The organism is Streptomyces sp. NPDC058231 (assembly GCF_042882275.1).
Lineage (GTDB): Bacteria > Actinomycetota > Actinomycetes > Streptomycetales > Streptomycetaceae > Streptomyces.
The window spans coordinates 101,227-120,896 of the sequence record NZ_JBHVWN010000009.1; the positions used below are offsets into that span (position 1 = coordinate 101,227).

At 69.4% G+C, this 19,670-nt stretch carries 16 protein-coding genes and 1 pseudogene; 13 read left to right on the forward strand and 4 right to left on the reverse strand.

Annotated features, from left to right (window positions below; all coding sequences use genetic code 11):
- Positions 1-52 precede the first annotated feature (52 nt).
- Complete coding sequence (locus ACFVXE_RS09400; protein WP_389670426.1) at positions 53-1,507, reverse strand: MFS transporter; 1,455 nt, start codon at positions 1,505-1,507, stop codon at positions 53-55.
- Between the two features lie 135 nt (positions 1,508-1,642).
- On the opposite strand from ACFVXE_RS09400, the gene ACFVXE_RS09405 reads away from it, so the two are divergent.
- The 3 genes from ACFVXE_RS09405 (at position 1,643) to ACFVXE_RS09415 (ending at position 4,698) form a co-directional block, all read left to right on the forward strand.
- Positions 1,643-2,179: a MarR family winged helix-turn-helix transcriptional regulator gene (locus tag ACFVXE_RS09405; protein WP_389670427.1), complete on the forward strand. Its 537-nt coding sequence runs from the start codon at positions 1,643-1,645 to the stop codon at positions 2,177-2,179.
- A gap of 128 nt (positions 2,180-2,307) precedes the next feature.
- Positions 2,308-3,063, forward strand: a complete 756-nt coding sequence (locus ACFVXE_RS09410; protein WP_389670428.1) for a response regulator transcription factor — start codon at positions 2,308-2,310, stop codon at positions 3,061-3,063.
- Positions 3,064-3,261: 198 nt separating this feature from the next.
- A complete protein-coding gene (locus tag ACFVXE_RS09415) occupies positions 3,262-4,698 on the forward strand; it encodes an FAD-dependent oxidoreductase (protein WP_389670429.1) in 1,437 nt (478 codons plus the stop codon).
- Between the two features lie 66 nt (positions 4,699-4,764).
- Here the strand turns inward: ACFVXE_RS09415 and ACFVXE_RS09420 are convergent, their stop codons facing one another.
- Together ACFVXE_RS09420 and ACFVXE_RS09425 are read right to left on the reverse strand one after the other, a co-directional pair.
- On the reverse strand, positions 4,765-5,568 hold the full coding sequence (locus tag ACFVXE_RS09420; protein ID WP_389670430.1) for an SDR family NAD(P)-dependent oxidoreductase: 804 nt from the start codon (positions 5,566-5,568) through the stop codon (positions 4,765-4,767).
- Between the two features lie 76 nt (positions 5,569-5,644).
- On the reverse strand, positions 5,645-6,739 hold the full coding sequence (locus ACFVXE_RS09425; protein ID WP_389670431.1) for an NAD(P)/FAD-dependent oxidoreductase: 1,095 nt from the start codon (positions 6,737-6,739) through the stop codon (positions 5,645-5,647).
- A 149-nt stretch (positions 6,740-6,888) separates the two neighbouring features.
- On the opposite strand from ACFVXE_RS09425, the gene ACFVXE_RS09430 reads away from it, so the two are divergent.
- The 5 genes and pseudogenes from ACFVXE_RS09430 (at position 6,889) to ACFVXE_RS09450 (ending at position 13,214) form a co-directional block, all read left to right on the forward strand.
- Positions 6,889-7,803, forward strand: coding sequence for an NADP-dependent oxidoreductase (locus ACFVXE_RS09430; protein ID WP_389670432.1), 915 nt, complete (start codon positions 6,889-6,891; stop codon positions 7,801-7,803).
- Positions 7,804-7,919: 116 nt separating this feature from the next.
- On the forward strand, positions 7,920-8,648 hold the full coding sequence (locus ACFVXE_RS09435) for a TetR/AcrR family transcriptional regulator (protein ID WP_389670433.1): 729 nt from the start codon (positions 7,920-7,922) through the stop codon (positions 8,646-8,648).
- A 103-nt stretch (positions 8,649-8,751) separates the two neighbouring features.
- Positions 8,752-8,868: pseudogene (locus ACFVXE_RS09440) on the forward strand (flavin reductase); the annotation flags it as partial.
- Between the two features lie 420 nt (positions 8,869-9,288).
- The gene (locus tag ACFVXE_RS09445) at positions 9,289-9,987 is read left to right on the forward strand and encodes a hypothetical protein (RefSeq protein WP_389670492.1); all 699 of its coding nucleotides are present in this window, start codon (positions 9,289-9,291) and stop codon (positions 9,985-9,987) included.
- A gap of 248 nt (positions 9,988-10,235) precedes the next feature.
- Positions 10,236-13,214 (forward strand): GH59 galactosidase, encoded by a 2,979-nt coding sequence (locus ACFVXE_RS09450; protein ID WP_389670434.1) that lies wholly within the window; start codon positions 10,236-10,238, stop codon positions 13,212-13,214.
- A 51-nt stretch (positions 13,215-13,265) separates the two neighbouring features.
- On the opposite strand, the gene ACFVXE_RS09455 is transcribed toward ACFVXE_RS09450, so the two are convergent.
- Positions 13,266-14,453 (reverse strand): substrate-binding domain-containing protein, encoded by a 1,188-nt coding sequence (locus ACFVXE_RS09455; protein WP_389670435.1) that lies wholly within the window; start codon positions 14,451-14,453, stop codon positions 13,266-13,268.
- 199 nt (positions 14,454-14,652) lie between these two features.
- Here ACFVXE_RS09455 and ACFVXE_RS09460 point away from each other — a divergent pair, with 199 nt between their 5' ends.
- From ACFVXE_RS09460 to ACFVXE_RS09480, 5 genes are read left to right on the forward strand one after another with little or no spacing between them, the layout of a single operon-like run.
- Positions 14,653-15,672, forward strand: a complete 1,020-nt coding sequence (locus tag ACFVXE_RS09460) for a hydroxyacid dehydrogenase (protein WP_389670436.1) — start codon at positions 14,653-14,655, stop codon at positions 15,670-15,672.
- A 52-nt stretch (positions 15,673-15,724) separates the two neighbouring features.
- Positions 15,725-16,993 carry an ABC transporter substrate-binding protein gene (locus ACFVXE_RS09465; protein ID WP_389670437.1) on the forward strand — a complete coding sequence of 423 codons (1,269 nt, stop codon included), beginning with the start codon at positions 15,725-15,727 and terminating at the stop codon, positions 16,991-16,993.
- Positions 16,990-17,934, forward strand: coding sequence for a carbohydrate ABC transporter permease (locus ACFVXE_RS09470; protein WP_389670438.1), 945 nt, complete (start codon positions 16,990-16,992; stop codon positions 17,932-17,934). The genes ACFVXE_RS09465 and ACFVXE_RS09470 overlap by 4 nt, the downstream gene beginning before the upstream one ends.
- Positions 17,931-18,842 carry a carbohydrate ABC transporter permease gene (locus ACFVXE_RS09475; RefSeq protein ID WP_389670439.1) on the forward strand — a complete coding sequence of 304 codons (912 nt, stop codon included), beginning with the start codon at positions 17,931-17,933 and terminating at the stop codon, positions 18,840-18,842. Before ACFVXE_RS09470 ends, ACFVXE_RS09475 begins: the two co-directional genes overlap by 4 nt.
- 12 nt (positions 18,843-18,854) lie before the next feature.
- Positions 18,855-19,622, forward strand: coding sequence for a hypothetical protein (locus ACFVXE_RS09480; RefSeq protein ID WP_389670493.1), 768 nt, complete (start codon positions 18,855-18,857; stop codon positions 19,620-19,622).
- Positions 19,623-19,670 lie beyond the last annotated feature (48 nt).

The following is a 19,670-nucleotide window of genomic DNA, read 5'->3' on the forward strand; positions in this document are numbered from 1 at the left end:
CCCCCTCCCCGCCGTGAAGCCACCCGCGCCGGGCCTCCGCATACCAACCCCCTCAAGCCGCCGACCGTGACCGCTCCTTACCCGGAGTCGCCGTCACCGGTGCCGGAGTCCTGCCCCAGAACTTGCCCGGCCCCGCCAGCGCGGCCAGCGTCGCGACGCCCAGGGCGATCGCCGACATGACGAACGCGGTGGTGTAGCCGGACTCGGCGGGTATCCGGGTGCCGGGGATCGTCTTGGAGACGACGATCGACGCGGCGAGCTGGGCGCCGAGGGAGCCGCCGATCGTACGCATGATCGTGTTGATGCCGGTCGCCTCGCCGGTCTGGCTGCGGTCGACCGCGCTGACGACGAGGTTCGCGAGGGCGGCGAAGGCGAAGCCGACGCCGATGCCGAGGACCCCGGAGCCGACGTACATGGTCCACTCGGTGTCGTGCGCGCCCGCGTAGACCGCGAAGCCGACGACGCCGATCAGGCAGGCCAGGACGAGCGGCAGCTTCCAGCCGACGGCCGCGCCGATGCGCCCGGCGAGGGGACTGGCGATCAGCATCGTCACGGCCATCGGCACCATGAACAGCCCGGCCTCGGTGACGGACGCGTCGAAGCCGTACCCGGCCTCGGACGGGGTCTGGGCGAGCAGCGGCACCAGCGTGAACGCGCCGTACATGCCGAACCCGATGATGAGCGCGGTGATGTGACTGGTCAGCACGGCGGGTCGGCGCAGCAGTTCGAGGTCGATGAGGGGCTCGCGGACCTTGCTCTCGGCGTATACGAACACCGCGAGCAGCACGAGGGCGGCGAGGAACAGGCCGACGACCCCGCCGGACGTCCAGCCCCACGACTTGCCCTCGCTGATGGCGAGCAGTAGTGCCACGACACCCGCGCTCAGCAGCACCACACCGGCCCAGTCGATGCGCCCGGGGTTGGTGACCGAGGACTCCTGGACGAACGCGGTGACGGCGGCGATGCCGAGCAGGATGACGACCAGTCCGAGCCAGAAGATCCAGTGCCAGTCGAAGGCGTCGACGATCGGGCCGGGGAGGACGAGCCCGACGCCGAATCCGATGCCGAACGTGGACGAGATCAGGCCGATCGCCACCGGCACCCGCTCGCGCGGGAACTGGTCGCGCACGATCCCGAACGCCAGCGGGAAGGCGGCCGACCCGACACCCTGCACCGCGCGCGCCGTGATCAGCAGGGCGAGCGAGTCGGACAGGGCGGCGAGCAGGGTGCCCGCGGCGAAGACGGTGAGGCTGGCGATCAGCACCCGGCGCTTGCCGAACATGTCGCCGACCCGCCCCAGCAGGGCCGTCGCAACCGACGCGGTGAGCAGGAAGGAGCTGAGCACCCAGGAGACGGCCGTCGTCGAGGCGCCGAACTCACGCTGGAGGTCGGGCAGCGCGGGCACGACCATCGTCTGCATCAGGGAGAAGGACAGGACGGCCAGGAGCAGGGCGGCGAACGGGGCGGCGGTGCCGCGCTGTGCGCCGGGGGCTGGTGTGTCGGTCATGGAGCGGTCCTCCGGGGACGGGCGCCTCGGTCCGCGGTTTCGGAGCACGGAATGAGCGCCGAACTAGTATCACCCTGGAATGATTACATGATGTCATCATCACGTCCAGTCACTGTATTCCCGTATCGTGAACGCATGAGCGAAACCCCTGAATCTGCTTCGGGCGCCACAACTCAAGACGGCGCGCCCCGCCCGCCGAGCCTGCTGGCGCTGCCGTCGTACCTCGCCGGGCACGTGGCGCGAATCGGCCACGACGCGCTCGTCGAGGCGGTGGGCCGGCACGGGCTGAGGCTGCCGCACTTCGCGACCCTGACCGCGCTCTCGGACTTCGGTCCGCTGCCCCAGCACGTGCTGGCCGACCGGCTCGACTTCCAGCGCAGCCACCTGGGCGGCTACCTGGACGCGATCGAGGAGCGCGGGCTGGTGCGCCGCACCCGCGACCGGTCCGACCGGCGCCGGCAACTGGTCGAACTGACCGGCGAGGGGGCCCAGTTGCAGCGCCGGCTGTGGCAGGTGGCCCAGGAGTCCCAGGACTCCTTCCTCGGCTGCTTCACCCCCGAGGAGCGGGACACGCTGACGACGCTGCTGCGCAGACTGCTGGACGCCGACGACCGGGCGCGCCTGAGAAATGCGCAACCGAACTTTGTAAAGACGATTCCGGGCGCCAAGTGACCGAAAACCGTTTCATACTGCTGCAACAGAAAATTCACTGGGACGGGATGGAACGTGCGGCCCGGGTTTCATAGAATCGTGCGTGAGTTTTGCTTCGTGCGACGAACATGACTTACGGGGGAGAGAGTATGACGCAAACGTCAGAGTTCTTGCGAGGGCCTCTTATACCCAACCAGCGCACCGAACTCCTGCCGGGCCCGGCGCCCGTCGCGGTACCCGGCACCGCAGGCTGGCGCATCCTGCTCGTCGAGGGTGACGCCTCCGCGGCCTGCGCCCTGGCGGAGGGGCTGCGCCGGCACGGCCACGAGGTGGCCGCCGTGGACCGGGGCAGCGTCGCCCTGGCCGCCCACGAGTGCGTGGACCTCGTCCTGATGGAACTCGAACTGCCGGACCTGGACGGCCTGGAGGTGTGCAAGGCCATCCGCGCCGTCAGCTGTGTCCCGCTGATCGTCGTCACCGAGCGCGGCTCGGAGCTGGACAGAGTCCTCGGACTCCAGGCCGGCGCGGACGATTACCTGGTCAAGCCTTACGGCTTCCGTGAGTTGATGGCCCGCATCGACGCGGTCATGAGGCGTGTGCGCGTCCAGAGCGGGCAGGGCCGGGCGATCGACCACGGTCCGCTGCACATCGACGTGAACTCCCGCGAGGTCTGCGTGGATGGCCACGGCGTGGAGCTGACCCGCAAGGAGTTCGACCTCCTCTGCCTGCTCGCCTCCCACCCCGACACGGTCATCTCGCGCAAGCGCCTGCTCCAGCAAGTGTGGGGCGATTCCTGGTCCCGGCGGACCGTCGACACCCACGTCAGCAGCCTCCGCAGAAAGCTCGGCGGCAGCGACTGGGTCGTCACCGTACGCGGCGTCGGATTCCGGCTCGGGCACGCCTGAATTTCTTCACGGCAATACGAAGAGCTACCTGCGGTCTTCTTCTGCCGTAATTTTTGTCGCCGCAGCGAATAGATCGAGGCGACCACCCGAAAATCACTCGCGTGGTGCCGGACCGGAAAACGGATTCCGATACCACCGCGTTTTCCGACCCCCTCTCGGGGGCGGACTCCGATTCCCACCGATGGAAGCGAGTCGCGGATGTCTCACACGCATGAGCCCCCCGTCGTCGTCGCCGGCGCAGGCCCCACCGGGCTGCTGCTCGCCGGTGACCTCGCGGCGGCCGGCGTCGACGTCGTCGTACTGGAGAAGCGCCCGAAGGGCATCAGTAACCTGACCCGCGCCTTCGGTGTGCACGCCCGGACCCTCGAACTCCTCGACGCCCGGGGGCTCGCCGACGAACTCGTCCTCACCGGCCAGACCATCCGCGAGCTGCGGCTGTTCGGGGCGGTGCCGTTCGACATCGGCGCGCTGCCGTCCCGGTTCCCCTTCCTGCTGGTCACCCCGCAGTACGAGGTGGAGAAGCTGCTGCTGCGCCGGGCCCTGAAGAACGGCGCGGTCATCCGGTACGGCACAGAGGTCGCCGGTCTGGAGCAGGACGGCGACGGCGTCACTGTGTCGGTGCGGACGGAGGCGGGCGGCGCGACCGTACGGACCGGGTATCTCGTCGGCGCCGATGGGGCGCGCAGTGCGGTGCGGGAAGCGCTCGGGCTGCCCTTCCCCGGCAAGGTGGTGATCCGGTCGGTCGCGCTCGCCGACGTGAAGTTCACCGAGGAGCCGCCCCTCGTGGTGCGGGTGCATGGCACCGGTGGCGCGTTCGGTTTCATCGCTCCCTTCGGTGACGGCTACTGGCGGGTCGGTGGCTGGGACCGCGCGCACCGGGGCGAACCCGACGACTCCCCGGTCGAGTTCGAGGAGCTGCGCGAACTCATCGAGCGGGCCTTCGGCTCCGACTTCGGGATGCACGACCCGCGCTGGCTGTCCCGCTTCCACAGCGACGAACGCCAGGTCCCGGACTACCGCGTCGGCCGCGTCCTGGTGGCCGGCGACGCCGCCCACCAGCACTCCCCGGCCGGCGGCCAGGGTATGAACACCGGCCTCCAGGACGCCGCCAACCTCGGCTGGAAGCTGGCGGCGGTACAGAACGGCCGGTCCGCCGACGCCCTGCTGGACAGCTACCACGCCGAACGCCATCCCATCGGCAAGGCGGTCCTGCGCAGCAGCGGCCTCAACCTGCGCCTCGCCATGGCCCACAACCCGCTGGAGATCGCCCTGCGCACCGTACGCAAGCTGGTGGTCACCCATGTACGCCCGGTGACCCGGCAGGCCGTCGGCGAGATCACCGGCATCGGCTTCTCCTACCCCGCCCCGAGAGGCGCGCACCCCCTGACCGGCAAGCGCGCCCCCGACCTGGAGCTGGACCGAGGGCGCCTGTACGAGGTGCTGCGCGAGGGGCGTTTCGTGCTGGCCCTGCCGCCGGGTACGGAGGCCGGCGGGCTTGCCCGGGACGGGCTGGTCGTCGCCCACCGCACCGGCGGCGACGAGGCGCTCCTGGTCCGCCCCGACGGCTACTACGCCTGGGCGGGAGCGCCGCAGGTCCCCGTCATCGAGGCGGGCATCGCCCCCTGGACGGGCTGACCGGACCTGGCGGACCGCGTCAGAACGGTCCGCCGGGTCCGGCCGTACGCAGACCATCCCGGGCCCTCAGCGCGGCGGCAGCGGCGAGAGCGTCGGCAGGTGGGCGAGGAAGCCGCCGTCCACGGAGAGCACCTGCCCGGTGATGAACGAGGCGGCCGGGGAGGCGAGGAACGCCACCAACTGGCTCACGTCCTCCGGAGTGCCGAGGCGCGGGATCAGGTTCGCGCTCTGGAACATCTGCTGCACCGGCACCGGCATGTCCGCGTCCAGCGCCGGCGTGCGGACCAGCCCCGGCGCGACCGCGTTGCAGCGGATGCCGTCCGCGCCGTACGCGGCGGCCACGAACCGGGTCAGCGCGATCAGCCCGCCCTTGGAGCTGCCGTAGGCGACCATCACCCGGTCACCGGACAGGCCCTGGCCGCTGGTGATGTTGATGATCGATCCGCCGCCGCGCTCGATCATCACCGGAACCGTGTGCTTGCACAGCAGCATCGGCCCCCGCAGATTGACCGCGAGGACCTGGTCCCACAGCTCCACCGACATGGACACGACGTCCCGGTCATGCCGGATCGCGGCCGTCAGCGCCGCGTTGTTGTCCAGGACGTCGATGCCGCCGAAGGTGTCGACGGTGAAGTCCACCAGCCGCTCGACGCTCGCCTCGGAGGATATGTCGACGCCGTGCCCGACCACCGAGAGCCCCTGCGCGGCCAGCTTCTCGGCGGCCGCCTTCGCCGTGTCGTCCGCGACGTCCGCGAGGACGACATGCGCCCCCGCGACCGCCAGCGCCTCCACCGTCGCGACGCCGATCCCTCCCGCGCCGCCGGTGACCACGGCCACCTTGCCGACCAGGGACTGCGTTCCGTTCGTCATCGGTCAACGACCTCTCGTAGCCAGGCGGACGTGCGGGGAAGCGGCGCTGTACGGTCGTTTCGGGTGGCCGGAAAGGTCAGGCGGAGGCGCCGAACAGCTCGCCGAACCGCCCGAGCAGCAGGTCGGCACCCTTGTAGGCGGAGGTCTCCGCCGCGCCCAGCACGACCGGACCGTCGGGGCCCGGCACCTGCGAGGCGCCGCCGGTCGAACCCAGCGGCACGAGCACCGCGTCCGGCCCCGGCCGGTAGGTCTGCTCGACCGGGCGCCCGGCGGCCAGCGCCCTGATGTTGGCCGCGACCGTGACGGCGTGTTCGGTGGCCGCCTTGGACCGCTTCGGCTCGGGCACGGCCGTGACGTCACCGACGGCGAACACGTTCGGCGTGCCCGCCACCCGCAGGTGCTCGTCGACCTCGACATGCCCGTCCGGGCGCCGGGCGGCGGCGAGTTCACCGGCCAGCATGTCGCTGAGCGGCTTCATGCCGTAGCAGCGGAACCACAGGTCCGCGTCGATCCGTATGCCCGCCTCGGTGGTGACCGAGAACAGCTCGCGCACCCCCGCAGGCGCCGACGGCGGGGCGCTCAGCGCGCTGCCCAGCTCCAGCCGCACGCCCCGCTCGGCCAGTTGCTCGCGCAACGCGCCGCGCAGCTCGGGCAGATAACGCCCGCCCAGCACGTCCTCGGCGGGGTCGACCACGATCACCTGCGTCTGCGGCCACCGCTCAGTGATCTCCCCGGCCAGCTCAAGCCCGACGGGACCGGCCCCGAGCAGCAACACCCGTGAGGAGGCGGCGAGTTCGGCCCGCGTGTTCGCGTGCCGCAGCACGGAGTCGGCGCTGTCCTCGGTGTCCGGCTTTGCCGGGTAGGGGTACGACGAACCGGTGGCGAGGGCGACGTAGTCCGCGTCGATGCGCGTGCCGTCGGCCGTGGTGACACCTCCCGCGTCCACCGCCACGGCGCGGTCGCGCACATGCCGGCCCCGGGTGAACAGCCCGTCGTACCCGAAATAGATCCGCTGGGCCCACTCCTCGTCGACCAGCCCGCGCAGGGCCGCCACCGCGTGGACGAAGGCGTCCTTGGGGTCGATCAGAACGACATCGAAGTCCGGGTCCAGCTCACGGGCCAGCGCAGCCCCTCCGTATCCGCCGCCGACGATCGCGACCGTGCTGCCCATACGTTGCGCTCCTTCTGCTCGCCGCGTCGGTACCAGCGGCGGAAGACAGGGCTCCGCCGACGCCCGGGAAGCCTAACCGGCGGCTTAGGTAAAATGCAATGTGCATGGCATTTAATGCCTGAAGCCAGACAGAGACGTCGAGGTGTCGCATGCCCCTGGCCTATGTGTACGACCGTTTCGGTGGACCGGAGGTCGAGCACTTCGCCGACCTCCCGCGACCGGTTCCGGGCCCCGGTGACCTGCTGGTCGCCGTACGCGCGGCCGGCGTCAACCCCGTTGACTGGAAACGCCGTTCGGGCCGCCGCCCGGCCGGGGCGCCCGCCGTCGTGCTGCCTGCCGTGATGGGCGGCGAGGCGGCAGGCAAAGTCGTCGCGCTTGGCCCCGGCACCACCGGCTTCGCCGTGGGCGACGCGGTCCTCGGCGGCCCGACGACAGGCGGGTACGCGCGGTACACCCTGCTGCCCGCGCGAGCGGCGGTCCGCAAACCGCCGGAGGTCTCCTGGACCGACGCCGCCGCCCTGCCCATCGCCGCCGCCACCGGCTACGGCGCGGTACGCCAACTTGCCCTGCCGCCAGGCGCGACGCTGCTGGTCACCGGAGTCGGGGGAGGTGTCGGCGTGGCCGCCGCGCAGGTGGCGGCGGGCCTGGGGCTGACCGTGGTGGGCTCGGCGGCCGAGGACAAGCGGGCGTTCGTCGAGGAACTCGGTGTACGGTTCGTCGCCTCCGGGCCCGGCCTCGCCGCGCGGATACCGGGCCGCGTGGACGGAGTACTCGACCTGGTCGGCGGAGAGGTCCTGCGCGAGAGCGCCGCGCTCCTGGCGGACCGTACGAAACTGGTGAGCGGCGCCGACCGGGACGCCGTCGCCGCACTCGGCGGCGCACCGGTGGGGCCGGTGCGCGACCCAGCGATCCTGGGCGCGGTCGTGGAACTGGTCCGCACCGGCGCCCTGGACCCGAAGGTGACGCACGTGATCCCGTTCGAGCGGGCCGCGCAGGCGGTCCGGGCCGTGGAGGGCGGACACGGCCGGGGCAAGACCGTCCTGGAGATGCCACCCTTGGCTTGAGAGCCCGAGCGGCGGACCGCCCCAGGAGCGAACGGCGGACGGCTCTTGAACCGAGTGGCGGACCGTTCTTGAACCGAGTGGCGGACCGTTCGACCCCCGAGTAAGTAAAATGCAACGTGCATAGCAATTTGGCCGACGGGCCACCCGATACACCGGAGGCTCCCCTGAACACCACACCCGCGGCCCCCGCCGACCCGGACGCGCTGCCACGCCCCGGCCGACCCGGCGGCAGAGCCGCGAAACGCCGGGCCATCACCCAAGGCGCGCGTACCGTCTTCGGCCGCGAGGGATACAGCCGCACCAGCATCGAGGCCATCGCCGCCGAAGCCGGGGTGTCCACCCGCACGATCTACAACCACTTCCAGGGCAAGGATCACCTCTTCTCGGACGTCGTCCACGACAGCGCCAGCCAGGTGGCGGACGCCTTCATCGCGACGGTGGCCGAACAACTCGCCGGCACCGACGCCCGCGCCGACCTGATCGCCCTGGGCCGCGCCCTCGTCGGCCAGCGCACCCAGTTCCCCGACCACTTCGCGATGATCCGGCAGATCAAGGCCGAGGTGCAGCACTTCTCGCCCGCCCTGATCGACACCTGGCAGCAGGCAGGCCCCCTCCGTGTCCAGCACGAGGTTTCCCGGCGCCTGTCCCAGCTCACCGACGCCGGCCTCCTGCACATCTCCAGCCCCGCCCGCGCCACCCTCCACTTCGTCGCCCTGGTCAACTCCGAGATCACCATCAGCCCCTACGCCAGCCGCGCCCCGAGCCCGGCACAGGTCCGTGCTTGCGTCACACGCGCGGTCGACGCGTTCCTGCACGGCTACGGGGGCGCCGCCGGCACGGACTGAGCGCATCTCCACCACGTCTCCAACGGCGGGCACCAGCCTCCGGGGTGCGGCCGGGAACGGCCGGGCCGCACAACCAGTCGACGCGGAGGCGGGTACGGCACACATGGACCCCGAGGAGTTCCGCGGATTCTTCGGAGCGATCCCCGCAGCGGTCGCGGTGGTGACCACCGTCGAGGCCGGCGACACGCCCAGAGGGCTCACCTGTAGCGCCTCCTCCGCGGTCTCCGCCGAGCCGCCCCTGCTGCTGGTGTGCCTGGACCGGCACTGCCGCACCTGTCGGCCCTGCTGTCCCGACGGGCGTTCGTCCTGCACCTGCTCGCGGAGGACGGCGCTGACACCGCCCGCGTCTTCGCGGGCCGCTCCCCGGACAAGTTCGCGCAACTGCCGTACCCGCCCGGCCGGCCGCCGGGCTGCCCGTCCTGGAGCGCGGCATTTTCGCGCACACCGAGTGCATGCCGGCGCACAGCACGGAAGCGGGCGACCACCGCCTCCTCATCGGACGGATGGACGCGGTACGGGTGCGCCTCCCCGCTGGCCGGTGCTGCACCAGCGGGGGGTCTTCCATGCCTCGCGGAGGCGGTTCGGGCATGACAGGCGGGGAGCCTGCCTCGCCGCCCGGTTTCCAGGAAGCCGCCGCGAGGTGGCCCTCGCCTGGGGAGCCGCCTGCGACCAGGCCGAGAAGGGTCGCACGGCCGTGCGGCTGAGCCTCGCGGACGACCAGGTGCGACGTGACCGGGAAGCCGCCGAGGCCGAACGCGACCGACGGCTCAGGGAACTGGGACACGAGGCGGATCAACGCCGTACCGAGGTCGGAGCTCGGGCCGATGCAGCGTCCGAAACTCCACGCACGCCGGTGGTCCACTCCCACCAGGCGGCTTCCCTGGCCCGGGCCCGGGCCTCCGGGAACGGCCTCGGCATACGGGTCGTCATACCAGGGGAGTGGGATGGCGCCACCGCTCTCGGCGTAGGCGATCTTCTCGCGCGGGCGGATCGGGCGGTTGAGACGGACCTCCTGCCCGACCCGGGCTCCGTGCCGGCCGACCGGGACGAGGCCGCGAAAGAGGCGCTGCGTGCCCTTGACGCCCTGATGCCCCTGACCCCGTGGCGCACCGCCACCGTGCTCAGCCGTGTGTTCCCGGCGGTGACCGCCGGCATGCTGGAGCACGGCCTTCGCGCGGAACCCCGGATGGATCGGCGCACGTGGTGTGAACTATCGGACAGCGGCCGTAGCTACGTACGGCGACTCAGCCATGGCGACTACGGGATCCAGTTCGTCCGGGCCCTCGCCCGCGAGGCGTCCGGCGGTCGCGGCGGCCCGCCGTGGGGAACGCTCCGCTGAACCACCGAGGAGTCGTTCGTCCTTGCCGTCTCGGTCCGCCGGAGAGTTTCGCGCTGCCTTCAACCAGCAGGCGGTGAAGGTGAATCGGCCGCCCGGAGGCGAGTAGAGCGGGGCCCGACCCCGATGTTCGAGTGCGAATGAGTCTGGTCGTGTGCGGATGATCCGTAGAGGGCTTGAACGGCGTCGTTGTGTCATGTTCCCGCGCCCGAGTCAGGACGAGGCCGACGAGGCAAAGGAAGCGAAGCTGGATGCGTACACAGAAGACGCGCACGCAGATGAAGACGCGTGCGCAGAGAAGGTTGAGATGGGCCTCGCTCGCCGCTGCCGCTGCCGTGACGCTGGGGACGGGACTGGTCGCCGCGCCTCCCACGCACGCGGCGGGCGACCCGGTCGAGGTCGTGGTCGACGGTGACGACGTGCGTGCCGACAACGTGAACGGCCTGACGTACAAGGGCCTCGGCGTGCTCAGCTGCAACAGCACGAGCAATTTGCTGATGGACTACAAGGCCGAGCACCCCGAGCGGTACTGGCAGCTCATCCGCGTGCTGTTCGGCGGTGAGAATCCCCTCGTCAATCACGTCAAGGTCGAGATGGGGTCGGACACGAACACCTCGACCGGCGCCGACCCGGCGACCATGCGCACACGGGACGAGCTTGCCGACGCCTCCCGTTCCCCGGGCTTCCAGTTGGCCGCCGACGCCAAGACGGTCAACCCGAGGCTCAAGGTCTCGATTCTGCGCTGGGAAATGCCCCAATGGGTCCAGCTGGAATGGAACAAGGGCACCGGCACCGACGAGATGTACCGCTGGTACAAGGAGACCATCCTCGACGTCCACGAGAAGTACGGGTACATGATCGACTATGTCAACCCGGACAAGAACGAGACCAGCTCGCCGGACATCCCGTTCATCAAGTGGTACAAGAACGCAGTCGTGAATGACACGGACTTCGCAAACGAGCGCTACGGAATTCCGGCCGGTGAGCGGGAAGCGGTCGCCAAGGCCTACCACCGCATCAAAATCGTCGCCTCCGACGAGAACAACAGCCTCAACATGGGCCCGGCGATGCTCAGCGACGCCGATCTCTTCGGAATCGTCGACGCGACGGGCTACCACTACACCACGGAGGACCGGCGCGAGGGCGCCGCAGACAGCTCCACCTATCTGCCGTACACGAAGCTGGCGACCGGCGGCAACACGTACGGCCAGGACAAGGAGGTCTGGTACAGCGAGGGCACCGCCTCGTTCGGCTACACCGACTACCGTGTCAACAACAACGAAGGCCCGAACGGTGCCAGCACCGGGATCGGCGGCGTACAGAGTGCTCTCGACGTCGCCAACCGCCTCGTCAAGAGTTACGCGAATTCCAAGCGCACCCACTACATCTTCCAGCCGGCGATCGGTTCCTTCTACGAGGGCGCCCAGTACAGCCACAAGGAACTGGTCAGCGCACGCGACCCGTGGTCGGGATATCTCCATTACGACGCGGCGCTTTACGTGATGCAACAGTTCACCGAGTTTGCGAAGACGGGCTGGGAGAACGACACGAACACGGCGGGCATCTGGCGCACGGTTCCCGAAGCCAGTTACAGCGGAGTGATCGGCACCGAGAATCTCGACGGCTCCAACGGCGCCCCCAGCTACATGACGCTCGCCGATCCTGAGAAGAAGAACTTCTCGACCGTCGTCGTCAACGACAGTGACCAGCCGAAGACGTACCGGATCAAGGCTGAGAATCTGCGGCTCGGCAGCGACCCCACGATGGAGGTGTGGGAGACCCGAGCGGCCGACGCCGGGCAGCGCTACGACGCCAACTTCAAGCACCTGGTCGACGAGATCCGGCCGGATGCCGATGGCGCGTACACGTACACCGTGAAGCCGCGGTCCATCACCACCCTGACCACGCTCGACAAGAGCGCCGACGCGTCCACGAAGCAGCGCCTGCCCAAGTCCGGGGAGCGCGCCGTCCTCGACAGCGACGGGAGCGGCAAGCGCGGCGACACCCACGACACGTACCTGTACGCGGACGACTTCGCGTACGACGAAGAGGGAAAGGTCAAGGTCGGCACGACGTTCCAGCCGTACCTCGCCTCGCGCGGGAACCAGCCCCGCTACATGGTCGACCAGACCGGCGCATGGGAGGTGGGCGGCGACGGAGTGCTGTACCAGTACATGGACCAGTCCATGAAGGACACCGCCGCCTGGAACAAGAACACCCCCAACACCACGGTCGGCGACTTCCGTTGGGAGAACTACAAGGCGTCCGTCGACGTCTCCTTCCCCGACCCGGACGGCGGTCTCGCGGCCCTGGGCGTGCGCCAGCAGAAGGGCATGGCGATCAGCGACGCCGCCTACAACCTGCGCATCGGTCCCGACGGTGCCTGGACGTTCTACGAGTACGGCACGGCCCGCGCGCAGGGCAAGGTCGCGGCGGCCGACGGTTACCGCCTCGCTGTCGAGGCGAAGGGGGCGAAGGTCACCGCCTTCGTCGACGGTACGGCGGTCGCGACCTACGACGACCCGACCCCGCAGACCGAGGGCCGCGTCAAGCTCGGGAGCGGCTTCCAGAGGACGGGCTTCGACAACCTGAAGGTCGAGAGGGTCGACGGCTACACGCCGTACGCCAACGCACAGTTGGACAACATGGACAGTGCGGTCACGTACGAGGGCGTGTGGAGCCGGAAGGCCTCGCTCGGCGACGCGATGGACTGGTACCGCTCGACGTCGACGAGCACGACAGCCGGCGCGTCCTTCACCGTCCCGTTCCGCGGTACTGGGGTCGACGTCATCGGCGGCAACGACGGCAGCGCCGTCCTCGACGTCTATGTCGACGGCGTACTCGTCGCCAGGAACGCGAAGACCGCCGCCACCGACAAGCGCCTGGCGGCGTACGCGCTGCGCGGCCTGCCGGACGGCAAGCACCGGGTGAGGTTCGTCCTGAAGTCGGGGACGCTCGTCCTCGACGCCCTCAACACCTTCTCCGCCTCTCACGAGGAGGGCGGCGGGGTCGACACGGCGCCGATCCGCCGTGCCCTCGAGGAGGTCGCGGCGCTGGATCAGGGGGCGTACACGGCTGCTTCGTGGGACGTGTTCGCGCATGCCGTCGCCGCTGCGAAGTCCGCCGTGGCCGGGCAGGACGGCCTCGACACCGTCGGCGTCGAGCAGCTCGCGAGCAGGCTGCGAACGGCGTACGACCAGTTGGTGCGCGAGGAGGACGCCGCGCAGTAGACAGCTCCCGTACAGGGCGAGCGGTCCCGGCGGAGGACTCACCGGGGCCGCTCAGGCCGGTTCGCGACGCCGCGTCGTGGGCGCGGGCGTGGAGTGCGGTGCGGCCGGTAGCGACGAGGCGCGGATCATCAACTCCGGAAGAATGAGCGCCCGTTGGGCCGGGCGGCGACTGCCTTCGAGCAGGCGTGCCAGCATCATCTCGACGGCTGTGCGGCCCACGAGTGCCTTGGGCGGCCGTACTGCTGTGATGGCCGGGTCGGCGAGATGGGCGACCTCGTCGTCGTAGCTGACGATTGCCAGGTCGTCGGGGACGCGGATGCCCTGCTCGGTCAGGTACTGGACCACCGAGAGTGCGTCGGGGTCGCTGTGCACGATGAGCGCGGTGATGCGGGAGCGGCGGCAGCCTTCCAGGATCTCACCGATGATCCGGCGGTGTCCCGGGACATCGAGGGCAACGCTCTCGCGTATCAGGAAGTCAGCGCAGAGACCGAGTGCGGCGCAGGCGCGGTGCCATCCCACGGCGAGGTGCGCCGAGGTGGGGCTGCCCTTGGACAGCACGAGCCCGATATTGCGGTGGCCGAGCGTGTGCAGATGCCGGACCGCCATCTCCAGCCCGGTCGCGTGATCGCTGCGCACCCATTCGAGCTGGTGCGGCGTCGGGGTCCAGTCGGGCGTGTTGCGCTCCACAAAGACCACGGGGACCGGCAGCTTGCCGATCCAGTCGATCATCTCGTACATGCCGGGGCCCTCCAGGTTCGGCGCGAGGAGCAACCCCTGCACCTGTCCGGATTCGGTCAGCCGGACGATCTGTCGGCGGTCCTCCGCCTGGTCGTAACTGGAACCCCGCAGCTGGACATTGACGCCGTGCGCCGCCGCGGCGTTGCGGACGCCACTGACGATGTGCGGCCAGTAGAAGTCCAGCGAGGGGACCACCATCCCGATCGTGAACGCGGGCATCGCGAGCCGCCTCCGGCGCACCGGCTCCTGCTCCAGGGCAGAGGGCAGCGTGGCCCCGCCGTGCACCCGGGTCAGCAGGCCGCGCTCGGCCAGCGCCGCGATGTCGCGCCGGATCGTCAGCTCGCTGACCGAGAGGTCCTGCGCGAGATCGCGTACGCGAACAGCGCCGTGCAGCCGCAGCTGGTCCATCAGCCGTTCGCGGCGTTGCAGCGCGAACAACTGGTCGGCCCTCGCGGAAGATCCCGCGGGTCCCTCGGGCCTGGTGAGCCGTGTCGACGTCATGGCGCTTCCCCTCCTGTCCGGTGCTGAGCCCGGGCGATGTTCGAGTTTGTTCGGCTCGTTTCGTCTGTGGTCGAGCTCTGGTGGGTCTGTGTGGGTGACCACTATCTCTGACTCAGCGTCTTCTGGCTGGAACTCGCCGGAAACACGGATGGCACCTGCTGTTTGAGCGGGCGCCCAAAGGCAGAGGAGCCCGCACCGCATGCAGACCAAGGCCCGCGCTCTGGTCGTGATGAGCAGATCCAGCTTCGAGGCACACTTCGACCAGGACCGGCTGCGCCGCCTCGCCGACCTCGTGACCCTGGACGAGCCCTGCTGGACGGACGACCTCGACAGCGCACGGTCGCGCGAACGCCTGGCCCGCGCCGAAGTGCTGCTCACGTCGTGGGGAGCGCCCGCTCTCACACCGCAGCGGCTCGCCGCGGCACCCCGCCTGCGGGCCGTGCTGCACGGGGCGGGCAGCGTGCGCGACCTGGTCGGGCAGGAGGTGTGGCGGCGCGGGATCCGGGTGACCAGCGCCGCCGACGCCAACGCCGTACCGGTGGCGGAATACACCCTCGCCGCGATCATCTTCGCCGGGAAGAAGGTCCCGTTCCTCGCCGCCGACGAGCAGCGCGCGTACGAGGGGTGGGGCTCGGTCACCGGCTACGGCGACCTGTCCAACTTCCGGCGGACCGTCGGCATCGTCGGCTTCTCACGGATCGGCCGTCAGGTGGTCGAGCTGCTGCAGGTGCTGCGCGGCACCACCTGTTTGGTGGCCGACCCGTACGCCGACCCGGAGGAGGTGGCGCGGTCCGGTGCGAGGCTCGTACCGCTGGAGGAGATGCTGCCGCGGGTCCACGTGCTGTCCGTGCACGCCCCCGAGCTGCCCGAGACCCACCATCTCATCGGCGCCGAACAGCTGGGCATGCTCCCCGACTTCGCGACGGTCATCAACACCGCGCGCGGCTCGCTCGTCGACCCCGACGCGCTGGCCGCCGAGTGCGCTGCCCGCCGGCTCTTCGCGATCCTCGACGTCACCGATCCCGAACCGCTGCCCGCCGACTCGCCGTTGCGCCGCCTCGCCCGCGTGATGATCACGCCGCACATCGCCGGGTCCCTGGGCACCGAGATCGGTCGGCTGACCGACCACCTCCTCGACGAACTCGCCCGCTGGGTCGCCGGCAAGCCGCTGCGGGCCGAGATCACCGCGGAGAGCTGGGCCCTGGGCCTGAGCGCCTGACCCCGACCCGCTTGCTCCACCGTCCCCAACCGCTCAAAGGAGAGCCGCCGCAATGAAGTTGACGAAGAACCTCGCCCGTATCGCGCCGTTGGTCGTCGCCGTGACCCTCACTGCCACCGCCTGCGACGCCAGCGGCACGGACAGCACCTCGTCGTCCAAGGGCAAGACCGTCGTGAAGATCGCGTTGTGGAACTACAAGACCACGCCCGAGTTCAAGGCGCTGATCGACGGCTTCGAGGCCAAGAACCCCGACATCGACGTCCAGCCGGTCGACATCCTCGCCGACAACTACCCGGACAAGGTCACCACAATGCTTGCGGGCGGTGACACCACCGACGTCCTGACCATGAAGAACGTCACCGACTACGCCCGCTACGCCACCCGCAACCAGCTCCTGCCGCTGACCGACGAGGCGGCCAAGCTGGACAAGGCGTCGTACTCCGGTCTCGACGACTACAACCTCAAGGGCAAGTACTACGCGCTGCCCTACCGCTCGGACTTCTGGGTCCTCTTCTACAACAAGGACATGGCCGGCAAGGAAGACCTGTCAAAGCTGACCTGGGACGACTACGCGGAGCTGGCGAAGAAGTTCACCAAGGGCTCCGGCTCCGACAAGGTCTACGGCACCTACCTGCACACCTGGCGCTCCGTCGTCCAGGCGATCTCCTCCGCGCAGACCGGCGGCGACCAGCTCGGCGGCGACTACGCGTTCTTCAAGGACCAGTACGAGATGGCCCTCGGCCTGCAGAAGGCGAAGGCGACCCTGCCGTTCTCCACAGCCTCCAGCAACCAGATCACCTACGACTCGCAGCTGACCACCGGCAAGGCCGCCATGGTCCCGATGGGCTCGTGGTGGGCGGCCGCGCTGCTCGCCGAGAAGGCGCAGGGCAAGAACGACATCAACTGGGGCATGGCGCCGATGCCGCAGGCCAAGAACGACGGCAAGACCGTCACCTTCGGTTCGCCGACCGCGTTCGCCGTCAACAAGAGGGCCCGCAACGCGGACGCCGCCAAGAAGTTCGTCACCTGGGCCTCAGGTCCTGAGGGCGCCGCCGCCGTCGCGAAGATCGGCGTCACGCCCGCGTACACCAGCGACAAGATCCTCGACACCTTCTTCTCCGTCGACGGCATGCCGACCGACGCACTGTCCCGCAAGGCGATGCAGCCGACCACGGTGCAGCTGGAGATGCCGGTCAGCGACAAGACCTCAGACATCGACCAGATCCTCAAGGAGGAGCACGAGATGATCATGAGTGGCGAGAAGTCCGTCGACGAGGGCATCAAGGAGATGGACCAGCGTGTGAAGGACGAAGTCCAGTGAGTGTCGTCGCACCCACCGTCACCCAACACGCATCCGACGGCGCTTCCGCGGCCCACCGGGCCGCCGCGAAGCGCCGGCGGCGCCGCAACCTCCTGGTCGGCTGGTCGTTCATCCTGCCGAACTTCCTCGGGTTCGCCGCCCTCACCCTCGTCCCGGTGATCGGTGCGCTCGCGATCTCCTTCACCGACTGGGACTCCTACTCCACCCCGAAGTGGGCGGGCCTGGACAACTTCCAGCGGCTGTGGACCGACTCCAACTTCTGGGCCGCGCTGCAGAACACCCTGTACTACGCGGCAGGACACATCCCGCTCACCCTCGTGGTCTCGCTCGGCCTCGCCGTGCTGCTCAACCAGAAGCTGCGCGGCGTGCACGTCCTGCGGACCGCCTTCTTCTTCCCGTACATCACCTCGCTCGTCGCCGTCGCCGTGGTGTGGAACATGCTGCTGAGCCCCGAGTCGGGGCCGGTCAACCAGTTCCTGACGTTCCTCGGCATCGACCACCCGCCGGGCTGGACGAGCTCCCAGGACTGGGCGATGCCTGCGCTGATCATCACGAGCGTGTGGCGGGACATGGGCTACTACATGGTGCTGTTCCTGGCCGGACTGCAGACCGTCCCGGCCGAGCTGTACGAGGCGGCCCGCATGGACGGCGCGGGCCCCTGGCAGCGGTTCTGGCACGTCACCCTTCCGGGGCTTCGGCCCACGACCTTTTTCGTCACCGTCATGATCACGGTCTCCAGCTTCAAGGTCTTCGACCTGGTGCAGGTCATGACCGAGGGCGGGCCGGGCCGCTCCACCCTCGTCCTGTCCCAGCTGATCTTCCGTGAGGGCATCACGCAGGGTCGCTTCGGTTACGCCTCGGCGGTCTCCCTCGCGCTCTTCCTGATCTGCCTGGTGATCACGGTGATCCAGTTCCGGATGCAGCGAAGGAGCGAGCGATGAGCACCACCGTGCTGCGCAAGGACAGCAGTGCGCCCATGGACCCGGCTCCCGCAGGCTCTGCGGCGGCGCCCCGCGCCCGCAGCGGCGCGGTGGTGGTCACCGGGCAGATCGCCCTGTACGTGCTTCTCGCCGTGGTGGCCCTTGCGGTTCTCCTGCCGTTCATCTGGATGCTGATCTCGTCGGTCAAGGATGACCGCGATGTCTTCACGGTGCCGATCCAGTGGATCCCCGAAGAGTTCAAATGGGATAATTTCACCACCATCTGGACGCGGGTGCCGTTCGCCGCCTACCTCGGCAACTCGTTCTTCCTGAGTGTCGTGATCACGTTTCTGCAGGTGCTCACCGGCAGCTTCGCGGCGTACGGTTTCGCCAAGATGCGCTTCCCGGGCCGGGATTTGCTGTTCACCGGCTACATCGCGACGATCGCAGTGCCGTGGCAGGCATACATGGTGCCGCAGTACGTGATCATGCAGAAGCTCGGCCTGGTGAACTCGTACACGTCACTCATCCTGCTGCAGGCGTTCGGTGCGTTCGGAGTCTTCCTGATGCGGCAGTTCTATCTGACGATCCCGGACGAGATCAGCGAGGCGGCCCGCCTCGACGGCCTGACCGAGTACGGCATCTGGGCGCGGATCGTGCTTCCGCTGTCCAAGCCGGCCCTCGCGAGCCTCGCGCTGCTGACGTTCGTGAACACCTGGAACGACTACATGGGCCCGTTCATCTACCTCACCGACAACCGCCTGTGGACGGTGCAGTTGGGGCTGCGCGCCTTCATCGGACAGTACGACGCGGAGTCGGCGATGATCATGACGGGTTCGGTGCTCTCCGTGGTGCCGGTCCTGGCGGTGTTCCTGCTTGGCCAGCGCTACTTCGTGCGGGGCATCGCGACGACCGGTGTGAAGGGCTGAGGGGTGGAGAAGATGGAGGCGAGCCGGCGTCCGCGGCTCAATGTCGCTTACGGTTCATGGGAGTTGATCTGGGCGCACGTCCACCGTGTCCTGGTCGTCAACCTCGGGATCGCCGTGACGAATCTGCCCCTGCTGGCCGCGCTGCAAGTGACCCATCAGCCGTGGCGGCACCCGGTGTTCTTCGAGCTGTTGCTGCTGACGCTGCCGGGGCCGTCCCTCGCCGCCGCGTTCGCGTATCTCGGCGCGACAACCGGGGACGAGCAGGCGCCGGTACGGCTGTTCGCCCGGGCATACCGACAGCTGTTCCGGCGAGCGGCGCTGGTCTCGGCACCCTTCGTGCTGCTCGTGACCGCGGCCGCCGCGGATGTCGTGACACTGCGAAGATTCGTGCTGGGTACGGCAGTCGTGCCGATGGCGGTGGTGGTCGCGCTGGTGGCTGTCGCGGCGTGGCCGGTCGCGCTCGCGCATGTGGCCGGGGGCGGGGGCATCGGGCGGCGGCTCTTCCTGCTGGCGCCGTATGCAGTGGTCCGGCACGGACTGCTGGCGCTGATGAACCTCGTGCTGGGGATCGTGGTCCTGTTGCTCGTCAACCAGGCGCCGCTGTTGGGACTCGCGGTGTTGCCTGGGTGCGTGCTGTTCGTGTTGTGGCGCAACTGCCGGGTCATGGCGGTCTTCAGCGATCCGGGCGCGGCGAGCGATCCTGTCGTACGAGAGGGGAGGCGCGATGTCACCGACAGCTTCCGGTCGGGCGCAGGACCGGCAACATCCGCTGGACGCTGACGGGTTGGGTGGGCTGCATGACCGTATCCGGTTGGCGGCGGACTCCGC

Bases quoted from the DNA above. Each gene is read 5' to 3' on its own strand.
- ACFVXE_RS09450 (WP_389670434.1), top strand. From the start codon at position 10,236: ATGCGTACACAGAAGACGCGCACGCAGATGAAGACGCGTGCGCAGAGA.
- ACFVXE_RS09460 (WP_389670436.1), top strand. From the start codon at position 14,653: ATGCAGACCAAGGCCCGCGCTCTGGTCGTGATGAGCAGATCCAGCTTC.
- ACFVXE_RS09475 (WP_389670439.1), top strand. From the start codon at position 17,931: ATGAGCACCACCGTGCTGCGCAAGGACAGCAGTGCGCCCATGGACCCG.
- ACFVXE_RS09430 (WP_389670432.1), top strand. From the start codon at position 6,889: ATGCCCCTGGCCTATGTGTACGACCGTTTCGGTGGACCGGAGGTCGAG.
- ACFVXE_RS09465 (WP_389670437.1), top strand. From the start codon at position 15,725: ATGAAGTTGACGAAGAACCTCGCCCGTATCGCGCCGTTGGTCGTCGCC.
- ACFVXE_RS09410 (WP_389670428.1), top strand. From the start codon at position 2,308: ATGACGCAAACGTCAGAGTTCTTGCGAGGGCCTCTTATACCCAACCAG.
- ACFVXE_RS09480 (WP_389670493.1), top strand. From the start codon at position 18,855: ATGGAGGCGAGCCGGCGTCCGCGGCTCAATGTCGCTTACGGTTCATGG.
- ACFVXE_RS09415 (WP_389670429.1), top strand. From the start codon at position 3,262: ATGTCTCACACGCATGAGCCCCCCGTCGTCGTCGCCGGCGCAGGCCCC.
- ACFVXE_RS09425 (WP_389670431.1), bottom strand. From the start codon at position 6,739: ATGGGCAGCACGGTCGCGATCGTCGGCGGCGGATACGGAGGGGCTGCG.
- ACFVXE_RS09405 (WP_389670427.1), top strand. From the start codon at position 1,643: ATGAGCGAAACCCCTGAATCTGCTTCGGGCGCCACAACTCAAGACGGC.
- ACFVXE_RS09420 (WP_389670430.1), bottom strand. From the start codon at position 5,568: ATGACGAACGGAACGCAGTCCCTGGTCGGCAAGGTGGCCGTGGTCACC.
- ACFVXE_RS09400 (WP_389670426.1), bottom strand. From the start codon at position 1,507: ATGACCGACACACCAGCCCCCGGCGCACAGCGCGGCACCGCCGCCCCG.
- ACFVXE_RS09455 (WP_389670435.1), bottom strand. From the start codon at position 14,453: ATGACGTCGACACGGCTCACCAGGCCCGAGGGACCCGCGGGATCTTCC.